The organism is Geodermatophilus sp. SYSU D00742 (assembly GCF_054049935.1).
On record NZ_JBJGYJ010000010.1, the window covers coordinates 106,561 to 130,855 of the forward strand.

The following is a 24,295-nucleotide window of genomic DNA, read 5'->3' on the forward strand; positions in this document are numbered from 1 at the left end:
CCTGTCCGTGCCGGGGGCCGCCTACAGCGCCAGGTCCGCCGTCCTGGTGCCCTCGGGCGGATGGGTCCCCGCGGGCTCCGGCCGCGGTCGCGGGGGACGCCAGGCGGTCGCCGTCGCACCGGCGTCACGTTCGCCGGGGGTGCACCGCTGCGGACCCCCCGCGGGGCAGATCCCCCGCACCAGCCGCGCCATCTGCTCGCTGGGCGCGACCCCGAGCTCGTCGGCCAGGAGCACGCGGAACTGGTCGTAGGCCCGCAGCGCCTCGACCAGGTTGCCCTCCGCGACGTGCACCTGCACCACGGTGCGGTGCGCGCTCTCCCGCAGCGGCTCGGCACGCACCGCCGCGTAGGCGGCCTGGAGCGCATCGCCGTAGCGCCCGGCCGCCGCCAGACGTGCCGCGACCAGCTCCAGGGCGTGCATGCGCAGTTGGCGCAGCCGCTCCCGCTCCAGCAGCACCCAGTCGTCGTACCAGCCGGGCAGGAGCTCGCCGCGCTCCCCGACGTCGGGGACCTCGACCTCGTCCAGGCCGCGTCCGGGGTCCCGGACCCGCTCGGCCCAGTCGTCGAGCTCGCGCACGTCGACGCGGACACCGGCCGCCAGCGACAGCACGCTGCCGGAGACCTCCACCAGTCCGGGGGCCACCTTGTGCAGCCGCCACAGCGCCGAGCGGAGACTGCCGTGGGCATGGTCCTCCGGCACGTCCGGCCACAGGTGCCCGGCCACGGCCGACCTCGGTGGTCGCCCCGACAGACAGAGGTGGGCGACCAGGCGTTGCGCGCCCGGCGGGAGGCCCTCGAGCGGTTCCGGTGGCGTCTTCTCCCCGAGATGGACGCAGAACCCGTCGAGCAGTGTGACTCGCGGGGCCGGGGCGACAGGCACGTGGAGCACCCCCTCGGGCACCTCTGGACGACGTGCGGACGATCAGGTGCCTCGTGGTCGGGATGCTCGGAGCATCCCGACCACGGTGTCAATCCGTTGTCGGTCCGTGACGGAGGAACTGGTCGAGCCAGTGACTCACGGCATCCACCACGTCACTCGGAGACGAGGCGAGGCCCACGGTCTGCTCGGTCTCCGCCGCATCCGGTCCCACGGCGGTGAGTCGTGCCCGGAACCGGTCCCCGTCCTCGAGCCACACGCGGACGAGCAGCGCTGCACTTCGGTCGTCGGTCACGGCCACCCTTCGCACCACTTGGTCACGCAGCGTGCGGACTGCGTACGGCGGACGGGCCGGGACCGGCCCCCCACCTCGGAGCACCATGGTTCCCCGTGACGGTCGGTGAGCGCACTCCCCCGTCCGGCTGACGTCACCGACGGGGTGCGCCGTGCGCTCGCGACGACCGTGGTCCACGGCCACGCCGCAGCAGGGCGGGACCGCGGCGTGCGGTACGTCGGCACGGACGAGGACGTCCTCACCGCGCAGCTCCTCGGAGATCCGCAGGCCGCCCCGACCCGTGGTGACGGGGATCCGTCGTCCGGCTGCGCGGACCGCGCTGACGACGGCTCGGCCGCGAGCGACGGGGTCGCCCGCGGCCATGGGCCGGGTGACGCGGCGGTGACGCCGCCGTGACGGACCGCTCCTACCCTGCGGCCTGTCGGGGGGGAAGGAGCAGAACGCGCGCGACCCGGCGTCCCGCCTCCCGGACACCCGCTGCCGCAGGACCTCCGGTCACGCCGACCGTCGACCGAGGAGGACCGCTGTGGCTCTGCTGACCAGGTACGACACGCCGGCAGGTCTGCGTGACCTCCCGGAGGGCTCGGGCTTCTACGAGCAGTGGCACGAGGTCGTCGACAGAGCGGTCACGCCCTTCAGCACGGGGCCGTGGATCGACCCGACCGTCGTCGACCCCGAGGTCGTCGCCGTCCGGACGCTGTCGTGGATCGGCTTCCCCCGCGCGTCGCTGACCGTCCAACGGCGCGACGACCGTGCGCAGGCCTTCGAGGACGCCGAGGAGGCCGGCGACGCAGAAGTGGGCTTCCGGCCGAAGCAGGTGGAGTACTTCGAGTGGTTCACCACCCGCGACCGGGAGACGGGCAAGGTCACGAAGGTCACGTTCAGCACGGAGTCGCCGGAGTACTTCGACAAGCTGGCCGCGGTCGACCGTCGCTGCGTGGAGGCGCTCTACCAGCAGCACGTGGACCCGCGCGTGCGGTGGGAGGAGCTCACGAACCCCGACGGGACGTACAACCGGTCGAACCGCTGGACGACGACCCGCGGGATCATGCACTTCGTCAACAGCGCCAACGACGTCACGATCGCGGTGGGCCTGGCGCAGACCGGCGCCGCGGCGACGGTCCCCGACCCGGGCGTCCCCGATGCGGTGGTGGCCCGGGACAACTTCGAGATGGCCACGAGAGGGGAGAACGCCGCGGACGACTACCTCGTCCGCGAGGTCGCCGCACTCGCCCGCTCGGGGCTCGACATCACGGTCCACGACCCCGTCGGCCTCTACATCGACGGCTGGGACGACACCGGCTGGACCAAGCCGGACGGCACCCCGGTCGGCGACTACTGGACGATCACCCGCGGTCGGCCCGGCGCCGTGCTGCGCCTGGACTACGAGGTGCCACCCGAGGAGGGGTTCCAGGTGGGCGACATCCGGATCGGCGGCCGGCCGGTGGTGCACGGCGGCCAGCTGGCCGAGCACATGACCTCGTCCCTGCCGGTCGTCGTCGCACGGAGGCCGACGTCATGACCGAGCCCGCCGTGCGGGAGACGCTGGAGGCCATCGCGGCCACCGAACCGCAGCTGCTGTCCGGGGTGGACGTCGGCGACCGCCGCGCAGCCGCGAGGGAGCCGGCTGAGCCGGAGCCGGTCGAGCCGGAGCCGCCCCAGCCGACGCCCGACGAGTTCGAGCCCGTCTACGACCGGACGGTGCGACGCGACATCCAGGGCAACATCGTGCCGGGGTTCAACAAGGACCACCAGCGCTTCCTGTTCCTCCGCGTCGCCGACCGCGAGCGGGCCCGGCGATGGGTGACCGGCATCGCGCCGGACGTCACGTCGATGGACGAGGCGCTGGACTTCGTCCGCGAGTACCGCGCCCGGCGCCTGACCGAAGGCGTGCGTGCGCCTGCCGGGATGGCCGCCACCTGGGTCAACATCGCGTTCTCGTGGGCCGGCATCGCCGCGCTCGCCGGGCCGGCCGAGGCCGAGCGGTTCCGGGAGCAGAGCTTCCGCCAGGGCCTGGCAGCCCGCTCCACCTACCTGGGCGACCCGACCTCGGCCGACCACCCGGGCCACCGCGACCACTGGGTCGTCGGCGGACCGGACGACGAGGCCGACGTCCTCGTCATCGTCGCGGCGGACGAGGAACCGGACCTGGTGAGCCGGATCGACGAGATCCTCGCCGGGCTGGACGGGCTCGACGTCATGTACTACCAGCGCGGTGAGGCACTGCCGGGCAACCTGCGCGGGCACGAGCACTTCGGCTTCAAGGACGGGGTCTCCCAGCCCGGCGTCCGTGGCCGGCTCGCCGAGGCGCCCGACACGTTCATCACCCCGCGCCGCCTCGATCCTGCGGGCACGGGCCCGACCGACCAGCGGCCCCGGCTGTTCGGCAAGCCCGGCCAGCAACTGGTCTGGCCGGGGCAGTTCCTGCTCGGCGAGCCGCGGCAGCACACGGAGGACCTGGTCGCCCCCGCCCCACCGCCGGACCCGCCGACGTACCCGGCGTGGGCGCGGCGCGGCTCCTACCTGGTGTGCCGACGCCTGCGGCAGGACGTGCCCGCGTTCTGGGACTTCGCCGCCGCCGCCGCCGCCCGCACCGGCACCACACCGCAGCACGTGGCCTCGATGATGGTCGGCCGCTGGCCCAGCGGCGCGCCGCTCATGCGGGCGGGGACCGCCGACGACCCCGGGCTGGCCGGCGACGAGTTCGCCAACAACCACTTCCTCTTCGACGACGACACCCGTCCGGTGCCGCTGACCCCGATGCCCGGCTATCCCGGCGACGGCCACCGGCAGGCCGAGAGCGACGTGCTGGGGACGGTCTGCCCCCACTTCGCCCACATCCGCAAGACCCATCCGCGCGACATCGCCACGGAGCTCGGCAAGCCGCACGACTCGGTGCTGCGGATGATCCTGCGCCGCGGGATCGCCTACGGGCCGCCGTACGTCGGTGCGCACGATCCGGACCCCGACGCCGACCGCGGGCTGGTGTTCCTCTGCTACGGCGCCAGCATCGAGGACCAGTTCGAGTTCCTGACCCGTCGCTGGTCGAACCTGCCCACCCAGCCGAACGCGGGCGGGCACGACCCGGTGATCGGCCAGCGCGACTCCCGGGGGGACCGCGCCCGCTACATCGACGTCCCGGTCGCGGCCGGGCCACCGGTGCGGATCCCCGTCGAACAGGACTGGGTGGTCCCCACCGGCGGCGGCTACTTCTTCGCCCCGCCGATCTCCGCACTCACCGCCGTCCTGGGCAGCTGACCGGCCCGGGCCGGCGCCGCCCTCGTCTCCCCCGTCGCGCCCGCCGTCGCCCTGCACCGCTCGCGCCACCGGATCGCCCCCGTGCCGCGCGGCACGACCTTGACCACCCCGACGGCCCGTCGCTTGACTGCGCCCGGCCGCCTTGGCCACCACCGACGCAGACGGGAGCCGTTCATGACCGACGAGCGCACGATCCGGGTCAGCCGGGACATCGCAGCACCACCGGAGCGCGTCTTCGCGCTGCTGGCCGACCCGGCACGACACACCGAGATCGACGGCGCGGGCATGCTGCGCGGCCTGGAGTCCGGCCCGTCCCCCGTGACCGGGGTCGGTGACGCCTTCGTCATGCGGATGGACCAGGAGGGCATCGGGGAGTACCGCATGCGCAACGAGGTGGTCGACTTCGAACCGGACCGCCGCATCGCGTGGGCCCCGGCGATCCACCCCGCCGGCTCCCTGTCGCACGTCATCGGCGACCTCGATCCCAGCGGCCACACCTGGGGCTGGGAGCTGGAGGCGGCGCCGGGCGGCACACGGGTGAGTCACACCTACGACTGGAGCGGCGTCCGCGACGAGCGGGCGCTGGGCCTCTACCCGCGGGTCTCGGCCGAGCAGATGGAGGAGACGCTGGACCGGCTCGCCGCGGCGCTGGCCTGAGGACGGCGCCGCGCCGGATCCCTCCACGGCGAGGCAGCCGGGACCACGCGCGTGCACCGCGGCGAGCAGGCCCGGCACGGTCCGGCCGTCCTCACTGCTGCCGCCGGCGCCGGCCGCCGGCGCGGACCCGGCCCGGCGCGGCGGCGTCCTCGGCGCATCCGGCCGCGCAGCCGTCGAGCAGCTCGGGTCGACCGCCCCGCGTCACCCCTCACCGCATCCCGGCGACGGGGTGCACCGGGTCGGCCGGTGGGCCGCCCGTCACGTCGACTGCTCCGTGGACGGGACGCCGCCGGCTCCGCGGACGAGCGCGTCGACCTCGCCCGCGGACAGGCCGAGTCCCTCCGCGACCGCCGCCTGGTAGGTCTCCTCGCCCAGGGCGGCGCGCAGCGCCTGCCGGGTGCGGTCGCGGCTGTCGGAGTCGGTCACCCACACCCCGACCCCGATCGACCGGCGGATGGCCTCCGCGGCGCCGAGGAGTCGCGCTCCCACCGCGGCGGTGCCCTCCCGGGCGGCCAGGGCCGCCAGCGCGTCGAGGGCGCGGGCGCTGATCTGGCGGTCGCCGCCACCCGCCTCCGTGTAGGCCCGGCGGAAGGCGTCGCGGGCGCCGTCGAGGTCGCCCAGCCCCAGCCGTGCCCAGCCGAGGTTGACCACGCCGTAGCTCAGCAACAGGTGCGGGTCGGGCGAGGGGTTCAACCCGACGCCCTCCTCCAGCAGCGGGACCGCCTCGGCGTACCGCTCCTGCACGACGAGGATGCGGCCGAGCCCGAACAGCGCGAAGGCCTGCTCCCACTCCATGCCCCGCTCCCGGAGGACGTCGACGGCGGCGCGTGTCAGCCGCTCTCCTCGATCCGGGTCGTGCAGGGCCGTCATGACGCCGAGCAGGACGGCGTCCCGGGCCGCGCGCCGCGCGTCACCCAGCCCCTCGTGGACCTCGCGGGCGGCCTGCAGCGACTCTGCGGCACGGGCGTAGTCGCCCTGGCCGAACCCCAGGATGCCGCAGACGAACTGCGCCATCGCCGCTCCCCTGGGGCTCACCGAGGACCGCGCCAGGGCGGACTCCATCCAGGTGTGCCCCTCTTCGAACCGGGACAGCCCCCACCACATCGGCCACAGGCCCTCCGCCATGTCGGTCACCCGGTCCGGCTCGTCCCGTTCGAGGAACCAGCGCAGCGCCACCCGCAGGTTCTCCGCCTCGGCGACGAACCGGTCCAACCGCCGGACCTCCGCGTCGCCGCCGAAACCGGCCAGGGAGGCGTGGGCCAGTCGCTCGAAGTACTCCGCGTGCAGCCGGCCGACCCGGTCGGACTCAGGGGAGGCGATCAGCCGGTCGCGGGCGAACTCGCGGATCGTCTCCAGCATCGTGAAGTGCGGAACCCCGTCGACGGTGCCGTCCGGGCGCACCAGGCTCTTGTCGACCAGGGAGCCCAGCCCCTCGAGCACGTCGACCACGACGGCGTCGTCCCGGCACACCGCCTCGGCGGCGTCGAGGAAGAAGCCGCCGGCGAATGCGCCCAGCCGGGCGAAGAGCACCCGGTCCGGCTCCCCCAGCAGGTCGTAGCTCCACTGGACGGTGGTGCTCAGCGCCTGCTGGCGGGCGGCCACGTCCCGTGGCCCGCCGGTCAGCAGCGGCAGCCGCCGGTCGAGGCGGCGCAGGATCGCGTCCGGGTCCAGCATGCGCACCCGGGCCGCGGCGAGCTCGATCGCCAGCGGCAGGCCGTCGAGGCGGCGGCAGATCTCGCCGATGGTCCGCAGTCGCTGCTCGTCCAGGACCAGGTCCGGGCGGGCGGCCAGGGCGCGGTCCACGAACAGTGCCACGGCATCGGACCGGGACCCGCCGCCCGCACTCCCCGGGCCCTCGACGGGCAGCGGCGGCACGGGGACGACCCGCTCGCCACTGAGGTGCAGGACCTCGCGGCTGGTCGCGAGCACCCGCAGTCCGGGCGCCCCGGTCAGCCACGTACCCACCAGTGGGGACGCCTCGACGAGGTGCTCGAGGTTGTCGAGCACGAGCAGCATCCGTCGCGGCCGGAGGAAGTCCGCGACCGCGTCGGCCGGCCCGCGCCCGAACGTCTCCGGCGCCCCCAGGGCGGAGGCGACGGCAGCGGGGACGAGGTCCGGCGAACCGACCGCGGCCAGCAGCACGGCTGCCACGCCGTCGGGGAACTCGCTGCGCACCTCCGCGGCGGCCGCCAGCGCGAGCCGGGTCTTCCCGATGCCCCCCGGGCCCACGAGGGTCACCAGCCGGGTGTCGGACCCGGTCAGCAAGCGGCGCAGGTCCGCGAGCTCACCGGCGCGGCCGACGAGCCGGTTCGGCGGTGCCGGGAGTGTCCAGGTCCCGGTTCCCGGGGGCACCGCGGCGCGCGCCGCGTCGGGTGGACCGAACCGCTCGCTGAGCAGCACGGCGAGGTCCTCCACCACCAGCCCGGCCAGCTCCTCGGCGTCGCCGAACCGGCGGTAGGACAGGCCGTCCGAGGAGATCCGCTCGAGCATCTGCGCCAGTCGCGCGTCGCGTCCCGGCGCCGGCGTCCTCACGTAGACCAGCTTCGGCTTGTCGACGGCGGCGAGGTACTCGTCCTCGAGACCGGAGATCGTCTCCCCCGGTGCGATCCAGCCGTACTGCTCGCCGTAGATGCCGAGGAACACGTGGCTCTGCTGCAGGTAGGACAGGTACAGCGCCCTGGGTGGATGCGGGCGCGCCCCGAGCTCGAACAGCACCGGGATCAGGTGCAGGCTGCTGATCGCCGCGCGCACCGCCGCGCGTTCGGCGGCCAGTTCCCTCATGGTGGAGCTGACGAAGACCCGGACCCGCTGGTCGGGAGTCAGGATGTCGGTCACCGGCCGCTGCGACCACACGCCGCCATGATGGCCGCCCGCGGGTGACCTGTCCGCGTTGCTGCGTCCGGCCCTGTCGCGGCTGCCCCGTCCGCGTCCCGCCCCCGGGGTGGCGCCCTTCCCGACGCCCACAGCGGGTCGCCTACGGACGCACCACCTGCAGGGGCTGCTCCACCTGCATGCCGCCGGACGGGCCCAGGAGACCGATCCGCACCGTCCAGGCCACCTCACCGACGTCCCGCACCACGACGCCGGGCGGGGCGTCCCCCGGCACGGTGAGGTCCAGGGGGAGACGCAGGACCGCCTCCGCCGGGACGTCGGCGTGGTCGGTGACGTGCCGGCGAGCGACGACGAACTCCTGGGCGTGGGCCAACCCACCGGCCACCACCCGCTCCTCCCTGGCGAGGACGAGGTGGACGTCACGGACGGCGGTCGGCACCGGTGACTCGACCTCGAGTGCCCCGAGCACCGCCGTCCCCACGGGTACCGCGCGCGGTGTCCGCAGGCGGGCCCGGAGGCCGGGCTGCGACACCCATCCGCCGACGTCCTCACGACCCGGGGTGGGAGGGGCCGAGCGGACCTCGAGGGACACGGACCCGTGCAGGTCACGACCGCGCGCGACCCGGACCCGGACGCCGAGCTCCCATGCCATCCCGATCAGCGTGCCGGTCGCGACGCTCGGGGGGACGTCGGGCACGACCAGCTCGGCCACGAACCGCGTCCCGCCGGTCGACGCCGTCGACCTCCGCATGGGGACCGAGAGCACCTCCTGGACGGTCGTCCCGTCCTCGGACACGAGGAAGTCCGCGGCATCCCCCTGGAGGACGCGGCACCGGACGACCGCGCGCAACGTCAGGGTCGCCGACCGCACGTCGGCGGCGCGCCGCGACCGGGTCGAACACCCGACCGCGAGCACCTCGCCCGGTGAGCAGGCCGTCCGCGAGGGGACGACGTCGACATCGCCCCGGCGCCCGGTGGCCCCCCCGATCCGGGTGGCGAGCACCAGTCCCGCAGCGCCGCCGAGGGCGGACCCGGCGACCGTGTCGGCGGCCGTGGGGGCGTTCCCGACGACGTGGACGGCCGCCGCGCCGAGCAGCGCCGTCCCGACGGCCACGCCCGCCCCCCGGCCGGTGCGCGGCTGCATCCCCGGGAACCAGACGGCGCTCGGCCACGGGGCTGTTCCTCCCCCCGGCCGGCAGTGGCGCAGCGCCGTCGCGGTCAGCGTCGTCCCCGCCCAGAAGGCGGTGAAGCCGAACACCACCACGGCGAGGACGTCGCTCCGGGCGGACACCCCCGTGCCCACGGCCAAGACGGTGCCGCCCGAGAACTCCGCGACCGCGCCCAGGGGGTGCGCGCGGGCCCTTGCCAGCAGGCCGGGCGGACGCCCGTACCGCCCGGCGTGGTCGCGCCGGATCCTGGCCGACTCCCTCATGAGCGCCACCAGCAGGACGCACGGTGCGACCACGACCGGTGACACGAGCCCCCAGTACACCCCGCCCCACGGGAACCCCTCGCCGACGGCGAGGTCGAGCAGGACGAAGACGACTGCAGGACCGAGCCAGGCGAGGAGCAGGAGCAGGACCCGCCGGCGCCGCCCGGCGCGGTCACCTCCGCCGGGGGCCGCGGACCCGGGGTCGGCGGAGCCGCCGGGCACGGTCACCACGACCGTCCGCCCTGTCGCGGGGACCGGCGGACCGCGGGGACCCGCCGGCGCCGACACACCGCGAGCGAGCCGCGCGCCCTCCACGCTCGCCGTCGCACCCGCCCCTGGGACCACCCCACGACCGCCCGCACGACGAGCGCCTCAGCGGGAGAGGCGGTCCTCGTCGTCGGGCAGGTCCTGCGGCACACCCTCGGACGGCTCGGCATGCCGTTCGGTGTCCCGGTCCCGTCAGGCCGCGCCGGACTGCGGCACGGCCGACAGGGCGTCGGTCAGGAGCGTGACCAGCGCCTCGAGCTGCACGTCGGCCGACGACGAGATCTCCTCGTCCGACCCGTCGAGCGCGCGCGCGGCGAGCCCGGCCTTGCTGTCGATCAGCTCGGCGATGCGGGCGTCGATGGTCTGCGCGGCGATGATGCGCCACGCGGTGACCGGCTCGGTCTGGCCGATGCGGTGGCTGCGGTCGATGGCCTGGGTCTGCTCCGCGTCGGTCCAGGACAGCTCGGCCAGCACGATGTTCGAGGCGACCTGCAGGTTGAGTCCCACGCCGGCCGCGGTCAGGGAGCAGACCGCGACGGCGACGTCCGGGTCGTTGACGAAGGCGTCGATGTTCCGCTGCCGCGCCGTGGGCGACTGGTCGCCGCGGATCGACGAGAACCGGACGCCCTGCTGCGCGAAGGTCTGCTCGGCGGCGTCCATCACGTCGACGTGCTTGGCGAAGAAGACGACCTTGCCGGCGCTGCGGGCCAGCTGCGCCGCGTAGTCGGCGGCGAGGCCGGCCTTCGCCTGGCCGATGCGCCGCATCATGGTGAAGACGTTGTCCCCGGCCTGGGCGGTGGTCGCCTCCTTCAGCTCCGACCGGGCCACCCGGCGCACGAGGTCGGCGTCGATGCCCTCGACCACGGCGTCGGAGGACCGGTTGGCCAGCGCCGTCTCGTACCGGGCCACCATGCGGCGGGCGAGGTCCCGCTCGGCCGCGCGGATCGACCGGCCGGCCGCTCCGTCCAGTTCGACGGGGAGGTCGGCGATGCGGCGGGCGGGGATGTCGGCGGCCACGTCGACCTTGCGCCGGCGGACGATGCCCAGGTCGATCACGCAGCCGCGGGCGGCGGGGTAGAACCCCGGGTCGGCGGGCGTGAGGCCGATCTCCTCGAGCGCGTCCACCAGCTCGCCGACCGGTCCGGTCTCGTCGATCCAGCCGAGGAACTGCCAGATGGCGCGGAAGTCCTCGATGTCGTTGATCAGCGGGGTGCCGGTGAGGGCCATCCGCAGGGGCCGCGCGACGCGGGTGCCGATGCGGTCGGACAGCTCCAGCACGTGCTGCGAGCGTTGCGAGGTCTTGTTCTTGATGAAGTGCGCCTCGTCGACGACCATGCCGCGGAAGCCGAAGTCGCCGAGCCAGCCCACGTGCCGGTCGAGCACCTCGTAGTTGACGACGACGATGTCGGCGAAGCCGTCGATCGTGTCGCCGTTGCCCTGGACGACGGTGGCCGAGCGCTGCGGCGTCCAGCGCGCGGCCTCGCGGGCCCAGTTGGTCTTGACGACGTTGGGCACGACCACGAGCAACGGGTAGGCGTTCGCCGCCTCGGCGGCGAGCAGCGACTGCGCCGTCTTGCCCAGGCCCGGTTCGTCGGCGAGCAGGAAGCTGCGGTGGCCGGCCGCGGCCGCGGCGACCAGCCGGCCCTGGTGGGTCATCAGCTCCAGACCCGCCGGGGTGAAGCGGTCGGTCGGGAACGGCAGGTCCATGCACGCGGGGGCTCCGCCGCCGGCGCGCTCGAAGGAGCTGAGCAGCGGGCCGAGCAGCTCCCAGCCGGCCAGGCGGCGCGGGCGGGCGGGGCGTTGCGGAACGGCCGAGAAGTCGGGGGCGAGGAAGGGGTTGGCCAGCTGCCGGGAGATCACCGACTGCGGCACGACCCTGCGCTCGGGCGTCACGGGCGCGGCCGGGGTCTCCGTCGGCGCGACCTCCTCGGGAGCCGCCTCGACGCCGCCGGCCTTGAGCAGGTCCCGCTTGAGCGCCCGCGCCGCGTCGGAGGCGACGGCGTCGTCGGCGAGCAGGGCCAGCAGCCCGGCGTCCCGCACCGCGGTCGTGGCCAGGATGGTCGCGATGCCGTCCAGGCGCTTGAGCTGCTCGGCCCGATGACCGTCGCTGCTGGACGCGTCGGCCTGGACGCGGGCGCGCTCGTCCCGCAGCAGCAGGGCGACGGCCTGGAACTTCGTGCGCACGGCCGGCGTCACGCGGCCGCGCTGGGCGGCCGCCTCGACCTCACGGACGGTTCGGGCGAGCACCGAGACGACGTCGCCGCGGGACCGGACCCGCCGCTGGTTGCGCGCGGCGGTCCGGCGGGCGCCCGCCTGGCGCTGCCCTGGTCGAGCCACAGACTCCTCCTCTGGATTGCCGGCCGCGGTGGCCGCGGTGGCCGCGGCAGCATGCCGCACGGTCCCGCGGACGGGGCGCGGCACGCCCCGGAGCGAGCGGGCCCGGTCCTCCGGACGCCGAGCCACCCCCGCGGAACCACGGCGATCGACCCTCTCAACGGCTCCGAGGTGACCTGGAGCCGCCGAGCGGGTCGGTGATCAGCGACCGTCGACGTCGGCGACCGGCGGTCCCGTCGTCGACACCTCGCTCTTCCCAACGCGTGCCCGGGCGGAGGATTCCCGGCCGGTCCTCCGCCGGACCAGCCCCGCCCCGGTCACGTCCACTGCCACCGTGCCGGCATGACGCTGCCGTGGTGGCAGACCGCGATCATATCCACCGCCGACCCGCCCCCGGAGGGCAGCCGCTCCCCCCGCCGACTCCTCCCCGCCGGCCGGTCGAGCGTCCGACTCGCAGGGCCCGCGACCGGCGTGCTCGGGCCGTCCGCCGGCACGCCGGCACCGGAGCCCGCGCTCGAGGTGACGGCGGTGTGACGCGCTGGTGACGGCGTCGCCCTAGGTTGTCCGTGCTCGCTGCATGGAGGTCCTCCGTCTCGCGGCCAACTGGAGGCATGGGATGCCCGCCCCCTTCGACGGTGAGGTCTTCCGGTTCACGAACCCGGACGGCTCCGAGATCTCGGTCCGCGGGTGGGGGAACCAGTTCCACGCGGTGTTCGAGACCCTCGACGGCTACACCGTGGTGAAGGACCCCGACAGCGGCTTCTACCAGTACGCGGTCCTGTCGGAGGACCGCAGCGAACTCCGCCCGTCCGGGGCACGGGTGGGTCGGTCCGCACCGCAGGCGCTCGGGCTCCCCCGACACGTGCGAGCGCCGCGGGCGACGGCCCGGTCCGAGGCCCGGGCGGCGCACGACGAGGGCCCCCGGAGACGGTGGGAGGTGCGCCGGGAGCAGCGACGGGCGCGCAGACGCTCGCAGGGCGCTCCGGAGGCCGGACCCGAGGCCGACCCCGAGCCGGCCGCTCCCGTCGGGGACTACGTCGGGCTGTGCCTGCTCGTGCAGTTCCCGGACGTCCAGGCGACCATCACCCGCGACGAGGTCGACGCCTTCTGCAACCAGACCGGGTACGCGGGGTTCGGCAACAACGGTTCCGTCCACGACTACTTCCTCGACGTCTCGGACGGGAAGCTGCGGTACACCAACGAGGTCACGGACTACTACACCGCGAAGCACGACCGGAGCCACTACACCGATCCGGCGGTGCCGTTCGGCACGCGCGCCCGGGAGCTCATCCTCGAGGCGCTGGACTCCCTGAAGGGCAGCGGTCACGACTTCTCCGCGCTGACCAGCGACAGCGCCGATCTCGTCTACGCGCTGAACGTCTTCTACGCCGGCCCGCGGGTGAACGCCTGGTCCGAGGGGCTGTGGCCGCACCAGTGGTCCCTGGCGGCGCCGTACCCGACCCCGGCCGGCACGAGCCTGTACGACTACCAGATCACCGACATGGGCACGCAGTTGACCTTGCGGACCTTCTGCCACGAGAACGGACACATGGTCTGCAGCTATCCCGACCTGTACGACTACGGCAACGAGAGCTACGGGGTCGGTCACTACAGCCTGATGTGCTACGGCGGTTCGGACACCAATCCCACCCACGTGGACGCCTATCTGAAGAACGAGGCGTCCTGGACCAGCAAGCTGACACCGGTGCCCGCCGGATCGACGGTGACCGTCCACGCGGGGACGAACGACTTCCTGGTCCACAGCCGCAACGCCGACGAGTACTTCATCCTCGAGAACCGGCAACAGGCGGGGCGCGACGCCTCGCTGCCCGACGCGGGCCTGGCCATCTGGCACGTCGACGAGACCGGCAGCAACAGCAACGAGCAGATGACCCCCGCGCAGCACTACGAGCTGTCGCTCGAACAGGCCGACAACCGCTTCGACCTCGAACGCCGCGTCAACCCCGGGGACACCGAGGACCTCTTCGGAGGGCCGTCCGCGCCGGGTTTCGGGAGCGGCACGGCGCCCGCCAGCACCTGGTGGGACGGCACCGCCTCCGGACTGGAGATCGAGGAGGTCTCCACCCCGGGTCCGGGCATCGACGTGCGGACCAAGGGAGCGGCCGGCGACGGGACGAGCATCGTGGGGAGCTGGGCGGTGGTGGGTGTCGACTGGGGGTGCACCGGCACCGTCGCCACGGCGGGACCGTTCACCTTCCATGCGGACGGCACCTGGTCGTACGCCTTCGGCGGTGGGCGCTGGGCGCAGGTGGGCGACACCGTGGTGTGGGACTTCACGAACGCTCCCCACCTGGTCTACAGCGCCGGTGCGAGCGCCTCCGCGATGTCGGGAGTCATGTGCCACCTCACCGCGGGAGGCGGCACGGGCTGCTTCTACGCCCTTCGCACGCCCGCTCCGACGTCGATCGACGCCATCGCGGCCGCGCTGTCGGCCCTGCTGCGCAACGTGCAGGCAGCCGACGGCGGCGACGTCGTGACCCCGACGGGTGTCGACGTCGCCGCCTGCCCGCACACGGGGTGACCGGTGCACGCCGGCGACGGCCCGAGTGTGCGCTCGCGCGTGCCGTCGACGGCCGCCGATGACTCGTCGTCCGGGTGACGGGGGAGGCGCGAGATGCGCATCGCGGTGTTCGGCAGCTCGCAGAGCAGGCCCGGCAACGTCGTGGGTCGCCCGGTACCGGACGCCGCCGCGTTGCAGCACTTCTGCCGGCGGCTGGGCGGTGAACTGGCGCGGGGGTCCTCCTCGGTCCTCGTGGAGAGCGACTCGCCGCGGTCGGCGGACCGCCACGTGGTGACGGGCATGCTCGATGCGGCGCCGCCGGACGAGGCGCGCATCAGGGTCTTCCACCGCGCCGAGCGGCACGACCAGGAGCCGTACCCGGTGGAGCGAGCCAGGTACGGCGGCCTGTTCCGGCTCGTCCCCCTCCGCGAGGGCGTCCTCACGTCGACGCACCTGCAGATGCTCGAGGCAGCCGATGCCGCCATCGTCGTCGGCGGCGGCAAGAACGCGTACACGGCCGGCAGGATCGCCGCACGGCTCGGCGTCCGCCTCATCCCCGTGCCGACGTTCCGCGGTGCGGGCGAGCGGCTCTGGCAGGAGCTCAGGGACCCGGTGCACCAGCCGGCCGCGCGGCTCCCCGCACCGGAGAACTGGTCCCGCCTCACGGGCACCGAGGCCGAGGTGCTCGCCGCGATCGCTGCCGAGGCGGCGGCGTTCCCGCGGCTCATGCTCGTCCACGGACGCAGCCAGGACCGCTTCGGCGTCCGCAGCATCCTCGAGGCCGTCGGGGCCCAGGCACCCATCGTGCTCCGCGACCGGCTGGGTTCCGGGAGCACCATCCCGGAGAAGTTCGAGCGGGAGGCACGCCAGGCCGACGCCGCGGTCGTCCTGTTCACCCCGGACGAGGAGGTGGCCGCCGTCCTGGACCCGGACGGTCACGCGCTCGGGCCGGACGACGTCCGCGCCCGGGCACGGGCTCGTCAGAACGTGGCCGTGGAGTTCGGCTGGTTCTGGGGACGACTGGGCCTCGACCACGTGCTGCTCCTGGTCCAGGCCGGCGTGGAACTGCCGTCCGATCTCGCCGGCCTGGAGTACGTGTCCTACCGCGAGAGTCCGGACGAGCGTCTGGAGTCGATCCGGGCCTTCGTGGAGTCCGTCCGCCGACGGTGACCGCCGCGGCTCCGGACACCGGGGACTCCAGGTCCACGTCGATGTCCGCGGCCGGCTCCCCGTGGCGTCATGGGACCGTCGTCTCCAGCACGGAGGTGACGGCTCCGGTGGACGTCGGACGGTGCCGGGGTCCCGGACCTGCCCATCACCGGTCCTCCTGCGCCGGAGCCGGGAACGGTGCGCCCTGCCGCCTCCCGCTCCCGGGCGTCGGGAGCATGCGGCCCGCCGCGGTGGACACGGCCGGGCTCCCTGTTCCCGGGGCGGCGGTAGCCGACGGATCTGACAGACTCGTCGGTCGCCGCGAGGCCGGGGACCGGCGCCGGGCCCCGGGTGGTGGAGGAGTGAGCATCATGTCGATCCGCATCATCGAGTCGAACCTCGTCGGGGCGGGTGCCGAGTGTGCGGACGTGATCGTCGACTCGCCCGGGGTCGTCGGCATCGTGGACGGCGCGACGGCCAAACCGTGGGACGCGCCCGACGGTCCGACGGGTCAGCGGATCGCTGCCGAGCTCGCCGACCTCCTCCGCGGGATGCCGCCGGACATCGCGGCCGGCGACGCCGTCGCCCGGCTGACCGACCATGTCGCGACCATCCTCCGTGGGTCCTCCATCGCTCCCGGGGAGGGCTCCGCCGCTGCCCTGGCCGTCGTGCACCTGGGCGCGCGGCAGGTGTGGCGGGTCGGTGAGGCGAACGTCCTGATCGACGGGCAGGTGGTTCCCGCCCGCACCAGGGGAGAGGGAGTGGTGGCCCAGGCCCGGGCGCTCGTACTGCACGCGTTGCTGGCCGACGGCGTCCCGGTGGAGGACCTCCGGCGCGAGGACCAGGGGCGGGCGGCCGTCTACGGCGTCCTGCGTTCCCTCGTCGGGATCCGGAACCGCGAGGTGTCCGACTACGTCAACGCCGCCATCGATGGACGCCCGGTACCGGAGGGGTTCCTGGACGTCGTCGACCTCCCCGCCCACGCGTGCGAGGTCGTCATCACCAGCGACGGTTACCCCGAGCCCGCCCCCACACTCGCCGAAGCCGAAGCAGGGCTGCGGACGCGGCTCGACCGCGACCCCCTGCTGATCGAGGAGCCACCCGCGACCAAGGGCTGGATGATCGGCAGAGCGTCCTTCGACGATCGCGCGTACGTCCGGTTCGCCGTCCCGGCGGTGCAGCGGGGTGGGACGTGCTGAGCAGGCCGAACCACGACCTGTTCCGTCAGGTCGAGGGGTACATGGTCAACACCGGGCTGTCCGACCGCGCCCTCGGGGAGATCCGGCGTGTCCAGCGACTGCTGTCGGAGGTCGCGCCGGGCCTGCTGTGGATGACCCCGCCCGAGGCGTTGCACATCACCCTGCTCGACTGGATCGCCCCCCTGGTGCCCTACGACGAGCGACGCTCGGAGCTGTTCGCGCGCGTGCGGCCGCAGTTCGACGGCTGCCTCCGACCACTGCTGGAGAGCTGCCCACCGATCGACGTCCGCTTCCAGCAGGTCGTCGTGGGCACGGACGCGATCATCCTGCGAGGGACGGACGACGGGACGTTCGGCCGGATCAGGGAGGACTTCGTGACGGGGGTCATGCTGCATCCCCAGACGAAGCGTCCGCCGCGGATCGTGCACACCTCGATCGCCCGGTACCGGGAGGTACGCGAGATCGACGAGCTCTCGGCGAAGGCCGACAGCATCCCCCTGGACCTCACCGAACGGATCACGTCGTTCCGGCTCGTGCGGGAGAACCGCATCCCGATGATCGACTTCGACCTGTTGGGCACGTACCAGCTGGCCGCGGCTCCTGAGCTGCGTGCGCAACCGCCCGTGTGGACTGGCGGCGACGGCGCCGTACCCGCACAGTCACCGTGGTGGCCGAGTCCGAGGTGAGTTCGTGACACGAGGACGACGGGGCCTGCGCCTGGTCCGGGAGCGTCTCGGCTCACTGCTGCGTCACGGTCCCGGCACCCCGGTCGCACCGGCGGACCCCGACCGGGCGCCGGAGCTGCCCGGCTTCCGCATCGGGCCGCTCCGCACCGGGTACGTCGGCGTGGACGGCGACGGCTCCCGGGTCATCCCGGAGGAGAACGTGAGCGTCACGGTCGACCCGACCGATGTCGAGCTGCCGGCGGACCTGCGAGCGTGGCGCGCGGAGGCCGGGGCCGCACTCGAGGCGGCGGGCAGGTGGAACGGCGCCCGCTACGCCGTGGTGACCTGCTCGGCCGGCCGCAGCGGCGACCGGGAGGAGCCGGTCCTGCGCATCCGGCTCAGGCACAGTGACTACCTGAACTTCCGGACGACGCAGCAGGTCGACCGTCCGTTCGACGACGGCACGACCCCGCGCAGCCGTTACCTCGCCGGGCGTTCCCTCCGCGAGATGCCGGACTTCATGGCGAACAGTCTGGGCGCGCACGTCGCCGTGGTGACCGCCGATGACCTGCTCGTCGTCTCGCGCCGCAGCGAGGGGGTCGCGGTGCAGCCGGGCCTGTGGAGCGCCGCGGTGTCGGAAGGGCTGTCGCGCGGGATGGACGGAGCACCGGACGCGCCCCCCAGCATCTACGGTCTCGCTCGGCGCGGCATGGACGAGGAACTGGCGGTCGACGAGCACGAGTACTCGCTGGAGCTCCTCTCGGTCGGCCTCGCCACGACCGTCCACCAGTGGGTCGCGCTCTTCGTCGCCCGTCTCCACTCGCTCACGTGGGACCAACTCTCCGACCGGCTGTCCCGAGGCTCTGCCGACCCGTGGGAGCACTCCGAGCACGACACCGTCGAGTTCGCTCCGGGGCCGGTCCTGGCGATGGTGCTCGACCCTGCCCGCCGGGACAGCTGGACGCCGGCGTCGGTGCCGGCCTTCTACTACGCGCTGGTGCGACGATGGGGCCGAGCCGGTGTCGAGCGCGCCGTCGAGGAGCTGACCAGGGCACGTCCGCCGACTGCCTGAGTCGGGTCGAACGGCTCGTCCACTGCCAGGCACTGGACGGCAGGCGACGGCGGCACCGTCGAGTCCACCTCCCGACACCGCTGACAGGGGGCGGCACGCTGTGCGATCCATGGACGACCCACCCGCGGGCACACGCTCGGACGGCTCCTCGTCCCGTCCACCCGGGTACTGCGCCCCGTGTCGGCGGAGGACTCGCCGCCGGTCATGCTCGGTCGGAAGCAGGTGGTGAGGTGAGCGCCGAGCCCGGGCGATGGCCTGGCGATCCGCCGATCCGTGGCCGGGCCGACGTGCTGCAGTCGGTCGCGGCGCTCATCCGCGGGCGGACCGAGCGGGTGGCGGTGCTGCACGGGGACGGGGGGTACGGCAAGAGCACGGCGGCCCTCGCCATCGCCGCGGAGGCGCAGCGCGCGGGCGCGACCGTCCTGTGGGTGTCCGCCCACGATCGTGACCGGTTGGAGGCCGGGATGCGCGCGGCGGCGGGCCGGCTCCTGCCGAGCGAGGAGGCCCTGGACGACGACTGGAACGTCGCGGCGCCCGCAGACTCGGCGTGGCAGGTGCTCGACTCGGCAGAGCAGGACTGGCTGCTGGTGCTCGACAACGTCGACGACCCGGCCGTGCTGGAACCCGAGGAGGACCGCCAGGACGGGTCGTGGCTGCGGATCCCGTCCGGCCCGCACGGGTTCGTCGTCGTGACGACCCGCGTCGACGATCCCGGGCGGTGGGGCCCGTACCAGACCTTCCCCGTCCTCGCGCTGTCGGATGAGGACGGCGCGCAGATGCTGATCGACCGTACCGGCGGGTACACCGAGCAGCTGGGCGGACGGGAGCACGCTCGGGCGCTGAGCGCCCGCCTGGAGGGGTTCCCGCTCGTGCTGAGCGTGGCGGCCGCCCACCTGCGCTTGGCCGCCGAGCATCGCGGCGACCTGCGCGCGTCCGGTGAGACCGTGACCTTCGACGCGTACCGGGCCCGGCTCGACGACCGGCTGGGCGCCGAGGCCGCGGCCTGCGACGGGCTGACCCGCGAGGCCCGCCTGGTGCGCGCGACGTCCGAGCTCGCACTCGACCTGCTGGAGGCCACCGGACGGGCCACCGGGCGGCGGAGCTGCGCACGCCCCGTCCTGCGGCTCATGGCCGCGATGGCGGCCCACCCGATCCCGCTGGACGGCTTCCCGGCACCGGAGGGCGAGGAATCCGTCACCGGCGGCGCAGGAACGGCCGACATCGTCGACACGGCGGCCACACTCGTCTGGCTGGGGCTGCTGGAGCGATCCACCGGCTCGGCGGAGCGCACCAGGCTGCGGGAGGACGGGGCCCCGGGTGAGCCGGCCGCGGACCGCTCCGTCGTGCTGCACGACCTCGTCCGCGACGCCAGCCGCGCCTCCGCGGACTTCCGGACCTCGATGACGGCATACGCGGCCGCACTGGAGTCGGTCACGGGTCAGGCCGTCGACGGGCTGCAGGCCGAGGACGCCTCCACGTGGCCGCGATGGCGGGCGTGGGCACCGCACGTGGCACAGACCCTGCACTTCTGCCTCCACGAGGCCGAGGTCGCCGTGGAGCACCCGATGCTCGGTCGGGCCCTGGAAGCCGCGCATCGCGCGGCCTGGTACGCGCACCGCGTGGGCCTGCACCACCGATCGGTGGAGCAGCTGCGCGAGGTCGTGAGCACCTGCGGGGTGCGGTACGGGCCGGCCGCGGTCGAGACCGTCCAGGCGAAGACCGACCTCGCGCGGGTGCTGCGCGACCTCGAGGAGTGGGACGACGCCCTGGCACTCTTCCGCGAGGTCCTCGAGGTCCACGAGGCTTCGACCGGGGAGCGTGCGGAGATCGCGGCCATGACGACGCGCAACCGGATCGCCGGCGTGCTGCGGCTGAGCAGCAGGCACAGCGAGGCGATCGACGAGTTCCGCCGCGTGATCGCGCTGCTGAAGGCCGAGCTGAACGGTCGGCAGGACGGCGACCTGTTCCTGCTCCTGCTCAGCGTGCAGCACAATCTCGCGCTCGCTCTGCGCCCCAGCTCCCAGGAGGCCGAGACCCTCTTCAAGGAGGTCCTGCGACATCGCGTCCGGCTGCTGGGGCAGGACCACGAGGAGACGCTGCAGACCCGCAACCAGCTCGCCGTCGTGTTGCGCGACCGCGGCCACCTCACGCCCGCCCGGGACCAGTTCCGTGCGGTGGAGGAGGGGCGTCGCGGACTGTTGCACCCCGATGAGCGGGACACGCACAGGGACGTGCTGAGCACCCGGAACCAGCTGGCGGGGACCCTCTACCGGATGGGCGACCACCAGGGCGCCGTGGACATCTGGACCGACGTCCTCGCCAGACGCAGGCGCGTGCTCGGGCCGAACCACTACCTCACCCACGTCGTGATGCAGCACCTGGGCCGCAACGAGCTGGACGCCGCCCGGCGCGACCCGGCGAACCGCGCCGAGCACCTCGCGGCGGCCGAGCGGAGGCTGACCGACCTGCGGGACCGGTTGAAGCGGAAGTACGGCGACCGGACGAACGACCAGGTCCTGGGGACCGGCACCCTGCTCGCCCGGGTGTCGTACGAACGAGGTGACGTCGACGCAGCGACCGAGCAGTTCAGCGAGGTGCTCGCACAGCAGGAGGTGTTGCTGGGCCCGGAGAACCTGTGGACCGTCGAGACCGTCTACCGCCGAGGTCTGGCCCACCTCGCCGCAGGGAGGCTCGACGAGGCGGAGGCCGATCTCCGGAGGGCGTACCACGTCCGCACGGCGAAGCTGGCCCCGGGAGCCACCGACGTGGCGGAGGCCAGGGCCGCGCTCGACCAGGTGCGGCGCCGCAGGCTCGACGGATGATCCCGCTCGACCGCAGGGACCGGATCTTCATCTGCTACAGCCGCAGCGATGACCGCACGTACGTGACCGAGGTCGTCGGCTGGCTGACGCCCTACGCGCAGGACCGCGGGTGCGAGGTCTGGACCGACGAGTACATCAAGCCAGGTGACGACTTCGAACGCGTCATCGAGGAGTCCATCCGCCGGTCGCGGGTCGCCGTTCTCCTCGTCAGCCAGGCGTTCCTAAACTCCAGGTTCATCCGGGAGGTCGAGCTCCCCGCTCTCCTGCGGCACGAGGTGACGCTGGTCCCGATGCTCGTCGAGCACTGCACATGGGACGCCCTTCCGCTGCTCACCACGATCACCTGGGCGCACGACCAGCGCCGCGACGAGCCGCTGTCCTCCCTGAGCCGCGAGGGTCGGACGAAGCGGCTCACCGAGGTCGCCCGAGGGGTCAGGGAGTTGCTGCTCCCGTCAGCGGGGACTCCGCCGGAACGGCGCCAGGTCGACGCGCCGGCTCCGGACGCGTTGGCGACGACGCCCCGCCCGGCGGAGCTCGACGGCGTTCCGGAGCTGCCCCGCAGCCTCGTCCCGCGCGACGAGCGTGACCAGGTGGTCGCCCACCTCACGGCGGAGTCCTCGACCGGGGCGGTCGGCATCACCGGGACCGGACCGCAGGGGGCGGGCGGCGTCGGCAAGTCCGTCCTGGCCGCACAGGTGGCGCGTGACCCTCGCGTGCTCGAGCGGTTCACGGCGGTGCACTGGGTCACCGTCGGCCAGGACGCGGATCTCGCCGCGGTGCAGCAGGAGCTCCTCCTCCGCCTGGGGAGCGAGGGCCCGGTCATCCACTCGATCTGGGAAGGCTGTCAGCGGCTGGAGCAGGTGCTCGCCGACCAGCAGGTGCTGCTCGTCGTGGACGACGTGTGGACCGTCGCCGCGGCAGAGGCCTTCCGGGTCGTCGGACCGCGGGGGCGCGTGCTCTACACCGCGCGCGATCCCGCGGCGTTGCGCGCGGTGTCCGCGCAGCTGGAAGCGGTCGGTGCCCTCACCGATGACCAGGCGCTCGCCCTGGCTGCGGGTGTGCTCGACGGGTCCCTGCCGGACGAGGCGGCCCTCCAGGCGTTCCACGAGGTGGGCAACGTCGCCCTCGCGGTCGGCCTCGTCGCCGCGACGGTGCGGGCAGGGCGGTCCTGGCGTCAGGTCCGCGACGCCCTGACGCGGCGCCGGCCGATCTTCGGGGCCCATCCCTACGCCGACACCTTCAAGGCGATCGAGCTCCGCGTGTCCTCGTTGACCGAGGAGGTGCGCCGCGCCGTCATGTCGTTCGCCGTCTTCCCACCGGACGTCGCCCTGCCCGTGCAGGTCGTGGCCCGGTACTGGCGCACCTCGCATCCCCGGACCCACGCACTCCTGACCGAGCTGACCGTCGCCGAGCTGATCGCCTACGACCGATCCGCTCGGACCGTCCGCCTGCACGACCTGGTACTGGAGTACCTGCAGCTGCACGGCACCCGGCTCGCGACCCGGCACCACGACCTCCTCGCCGTCTATCGCGACACGCTGGTCGAGCCCTCCCGGGGGTGGTGGCAGCTCGCGGAGGACGAGCCGTACCTCTGGGACCACCTGCTCCACCACCTCCGCGGCGCGGGGGACAGCCGGGGTGTCGAAGACACCTACGGCGACCCTCGGTTCCTCGCCAAGCGGATCAGCGTGGGAGGCACCTACCGGGTCGACCACGACCTGGGCCGGGCCCGCGGCCTGGTACCCGACGACGGGCGGCTGGGTGCGGTGCACCGCTGGCTCGCCGATCACTCCGCACACCTCGACGACCTCGACCGCACGGCCGACGTCGCCGCGACGATGCGGCTGTGGCTGCAGGCATCGCCCGGACTCGCCGCGACCGCCGATCAGCTCGACCCGCTGCTGCCCGACGTGCACCTGACGGTGCGCTGGGGCCGGCTGGGCGACGACCGACCCGACCCGTCCCACCGGATCACCGCGGTCGCCTCGTCGGTCGATGGCACGCGCATCGCCTGCGGCGGGGAGCGCGGCGCCGTCCTCCTGGACCGCGCCGGGGAGTTCGTCGCCGACCTGCCCGGGGGGAGGGCGGTGACGGCGATCGCCATCTCCCCGGATCCGGCGGTGATCGCGCTGGGCGGCGACGGCGGCCTGCTCCTCGTGCGGGACACCGACGTGGTCCTCCGTGACCGCGAGCTGAGGACGCGCACGGTCGCCTTCTCGCCCGCCGGTGACCTCCTGGCCGCCGCCGGACGAACCGACGGACGCGTCCACGTCTGGGAGGCGCCGGCCGGCGCGCACCACCGGGCGTCGGCGGCCGAGCACGGCGGATGGGTGCGGACGGTGTCGTTCTCCCCCGACGGGCGGCGGATCGCCAGCGCGTCCGACGACGGCTCGGTCCTGGTGTGGGATGCCGAGACGCTCCGGCCGCTCGACCGCCTGGAGGCAGCGGCAGGTGGCTGGATCACGTGCGTGCGGTTCGCGGCCGACGGCTCGGTCGTCGCCGCCGGGGACGAGGCGCACATCCGGCGGTGGACCTCCGCCGGCGACCCCCTCCCCCACCTCCACGGGCACCGGGCGTGGGTCACGGCCATGGCGTTCTCGCCGGACGGCGACTTCCTCCTCAGCGGAGACGAGCTGGGCGAGCTCCGGCTGTGGAACTGGCGCGAGGCGCGGTGTGTCAGCACTCAGCGAGTTCACGAGTGCACCGACATCAGCTGGACCGACGGCGGCATCGTCATCGCGACCGGGGGCCACCCCGCCGCATTCCAGCTGCGCCTCCGGCCCCGGGTCCCCGGCCGCCCGGGCTCGGCCTGAACGCACGGGCGGCGCGGCGAGGTCAGGACCATCGACCGGTCGACACCGGTGGCCGGTGCCGGCACCGCCGGGACCACCGTCACCACGGCGGGCTCCGGCGCTC

Annotated in this window: 16 protein-coding genes; 11 read left to right on the top strand and 5 right to left on the bottom strand. The window is 74.0% G+C overall.

All coding sequences use genetic code 11. The features are described from left to right. Positions 1–21: 21 nt before the first annotated feature. Positions 22–723, bottom strand: a complete 702-nt coding sequence (locus ACI78V_RS09510; protein ID WP_456850617.1) for an AfsR/SARP family transcriptional regulator — start codon at positions 721–723, stop codon at positions 22–24. Between the two features lie 244 nt (positions 724–967). Then, positions 968–1,171 carry a hypothetical protein gene (locus tag ACI78V_RS09515; RefSeq protein WP_456850618.1) on the bottom strand — a complete coding sequence of 68 codons (204 nt, stop codon included), beginning with the start codon at positions 1,169–1,171 and terminating at the stop codon, positions 968–970. A 526-nt stretch (positions 1,172–1,697) separates the two neighbouring features. Between ACI78V_RS09515 and ACI78V_RS09520 the strand changes: the two genes are divergently transcribed. The 3 genes from ACI78V_RS09520 to ACI78V_RS09530 all read left to right on the top strand — a co-directional run bounded on the left by ACI78V_RS09520 (position 1,698) and on the right by ACI78V_RS09530 (position 5,086). Continuing rightward, positions 1,698–2,693: a hypothetical protein gene (locus tag ACI78V_RS09520; protein ID WP_456850619.1), complete on the top strand. Its 996-nt coding sequence runs from the start codon at positions 1,698–1,700 to the stop codon at positions 2,691–2,693. After that, positions 2,690–4,429, top strand: coding sequence for a Dyp-type peroxidase (locus ACI78V_RS09525; RefSeq protein WP_456850621.1), 1,740 nt, complete (start codon positions 2,690–2,692; stop codon positions 4,427–4,429). Before ACI78V_RS09520 ends, ACI78V_RS09525 begins: the two co-directional genes overlap by 4 nt. A gap of 174 nt (positions 4,430–4,603) precedes the next feature. Next, the gene (locus ACI78V_RS09530; RefSeq protein ID WP_456850623.1) at positions 4,604–5,086 is read left to right on the top strand and encodes an SRPBCC family protein; all 483 of its coding nucleotides are present in this window, start codon (positions 4,604–4,606) and stop codon (positions 5,084–5,086) included. 258 nt (positions 5,087–5,344) lie between these two features. Here the strand turns inward: ACI78V_RS09530 and ACI78V_RS09535 are convergent, their stop codons facing one another. The 3 genes from ACI78V_RS09535 to ACI78V_RS09545 all read right to left on the bottom strand — a co-directional run bounded on the left by ACI78V_RS09535 (position 5,345) and on the right by ACI78V_RS09545 (position 11,954). Beyond that, positions 5,345–7,939 carry a DUF4062 domain-containing protein gene (locus tag ACI78V_RS09535; RefSeq protein ID WP_456850625.1) on the bottom strand — a complete coding sequence of 865 codons (2,595 nt, stop codon included), beginning with the start codon at positions 7,937–7,939 and terminating at the stop codon, positions 5,345–5,347. Positions 7,940–8,060: 121 nt separating this feature from the next. Continuing rightward, positions 8,061–9,578 carry a hypothetical protein gene (locus ACI78V_RS09540; protein ID WP_456850626.1) on the bottom strand — a complete coding sequence of 506 codons (1,518 nt, stop codon included), beginning with the start codon at positions 9,576–9,578 and terminating at the stop codon, positions 8,061–8,063. A 231-nt stretch (positions 9,579–9,809) separates the two neighbouring features. Continuing rightward, positions 9,810–11,954, bottom strand: a complete 2,145-nt coding sequence (locus ACI78V_RS09545) for a DEAD/DEAH box helicase (protein WP_456850628.1) — start codon at positions 11,952–11,954, stop codon at positions 9,810–9,812. 339 nt (positions 11,955–12,293) lie between these two features. Between ACI78V_RS09545 and ACI78V_RS09550 the strand changes: the two genes are divergently transcribed. The 8 genes from ACI78V_RS09550 (at position 12,294) to ACI78V_RS09585 (ending at position 24,192) form a co-directional block, all read left to right on the top strand. Beyond that, positions 12,294–12,485: a hypothetical protein gene (locus ACI78V_RS09550; protein WP_456850630.1), complete on the top strand. Its 192-nt coding sequence runs from the start codon at positions 12,294–12,296 to the stop codon at positions 12,483–12,485. Positions 12,486–12,567: 82 nt separating this feature from the next. Beyond that, positions 12,568–14,493, top strand: coding sequence for a M6 family metalloprotease domain-containing protein (locus ACI78V_RS09555; protein WP_456850632.1), 1,926 nt, complete (start codon positions 12,568–12,570; stop codon positions 14,491–14,493). 93 nt (positions 14,494–14,586) lie between these two features. Then, positions 14,587–15,642, top strand: a complete 1,056-nt coding sequence (locus tag ACI78V_RS09560) for a TIR domain-containing protein (protein WP_456850634.1) — start codon at positions 14,587–14,589, stop codon at positions 15,640–15,642. A gap of 350 nt (positions 15,643–15,992) precedes the next feature. Continuing rightward, positions 15,993–16,820: a hypothetical protein gene (locus tag ACI78V_RS09565; RefSeq protein ID WP_456850636.1), complete on the top strand. Its 828-nt coding sequence runs from the start codon at positions 15,993–15,995 to the stop codon at positions 16,818–16,820. Beyond that, positions 16,814–17,506, top strand: a complete 693-nt coding sequence (locus tag ACI78V_RS09570) for a hypothetical protein (RefSeq protein ID WP_456850638.1) — start codon at positions 16,814–16,816, stop codon at positions 17,504–17,506. The genes ACI78V_RS09565 and ACI78V_RS09570 overlap by 7 nt, the downstream gene beginning before the upstream one ends. Positions 17,507–17,510: 4 nt before the next feature. Continuing rightward, positions 17,511–18,557: a hypothetical protein gene (locus ACI78V_RS09575; protein ID WP_456850639.1), complete on the top strand. Its 1,047-nt coding sequence runs from the start codon at positions 17,511–17,513 to the stop codon at positions 18,555–18,557. A gap of 230 nt (positions 18,558–18,787) precedes the next feature. Beyond that, positions 18,788–21,379, top strand: coding sequence for a tetratricopeptide repeat protein (locus tag ACI78V_RS09580; protein ID WP_456850641.1), 2,592 nt, complete (start codon positions 18,788–18,790; stop codon positions 21,377–21,379). After that, a complete protein-coding gene (locus tag ACI78V_RS09585; RefSeq protein WP_456850643.1) occupies positions 21,376–24,192 on the top strand; it encodes an NB-ARC domain-containing protein in 2,817 nt (938 codons plus the stop codon). Before ACI78V_RS09580 ends, ACI78V_RS09585 begins: the two co-directional genes overlap by 4 nt. The last annotated feature ends 103 nt before the right edge of the window (positions 24,193–24,295 follow it).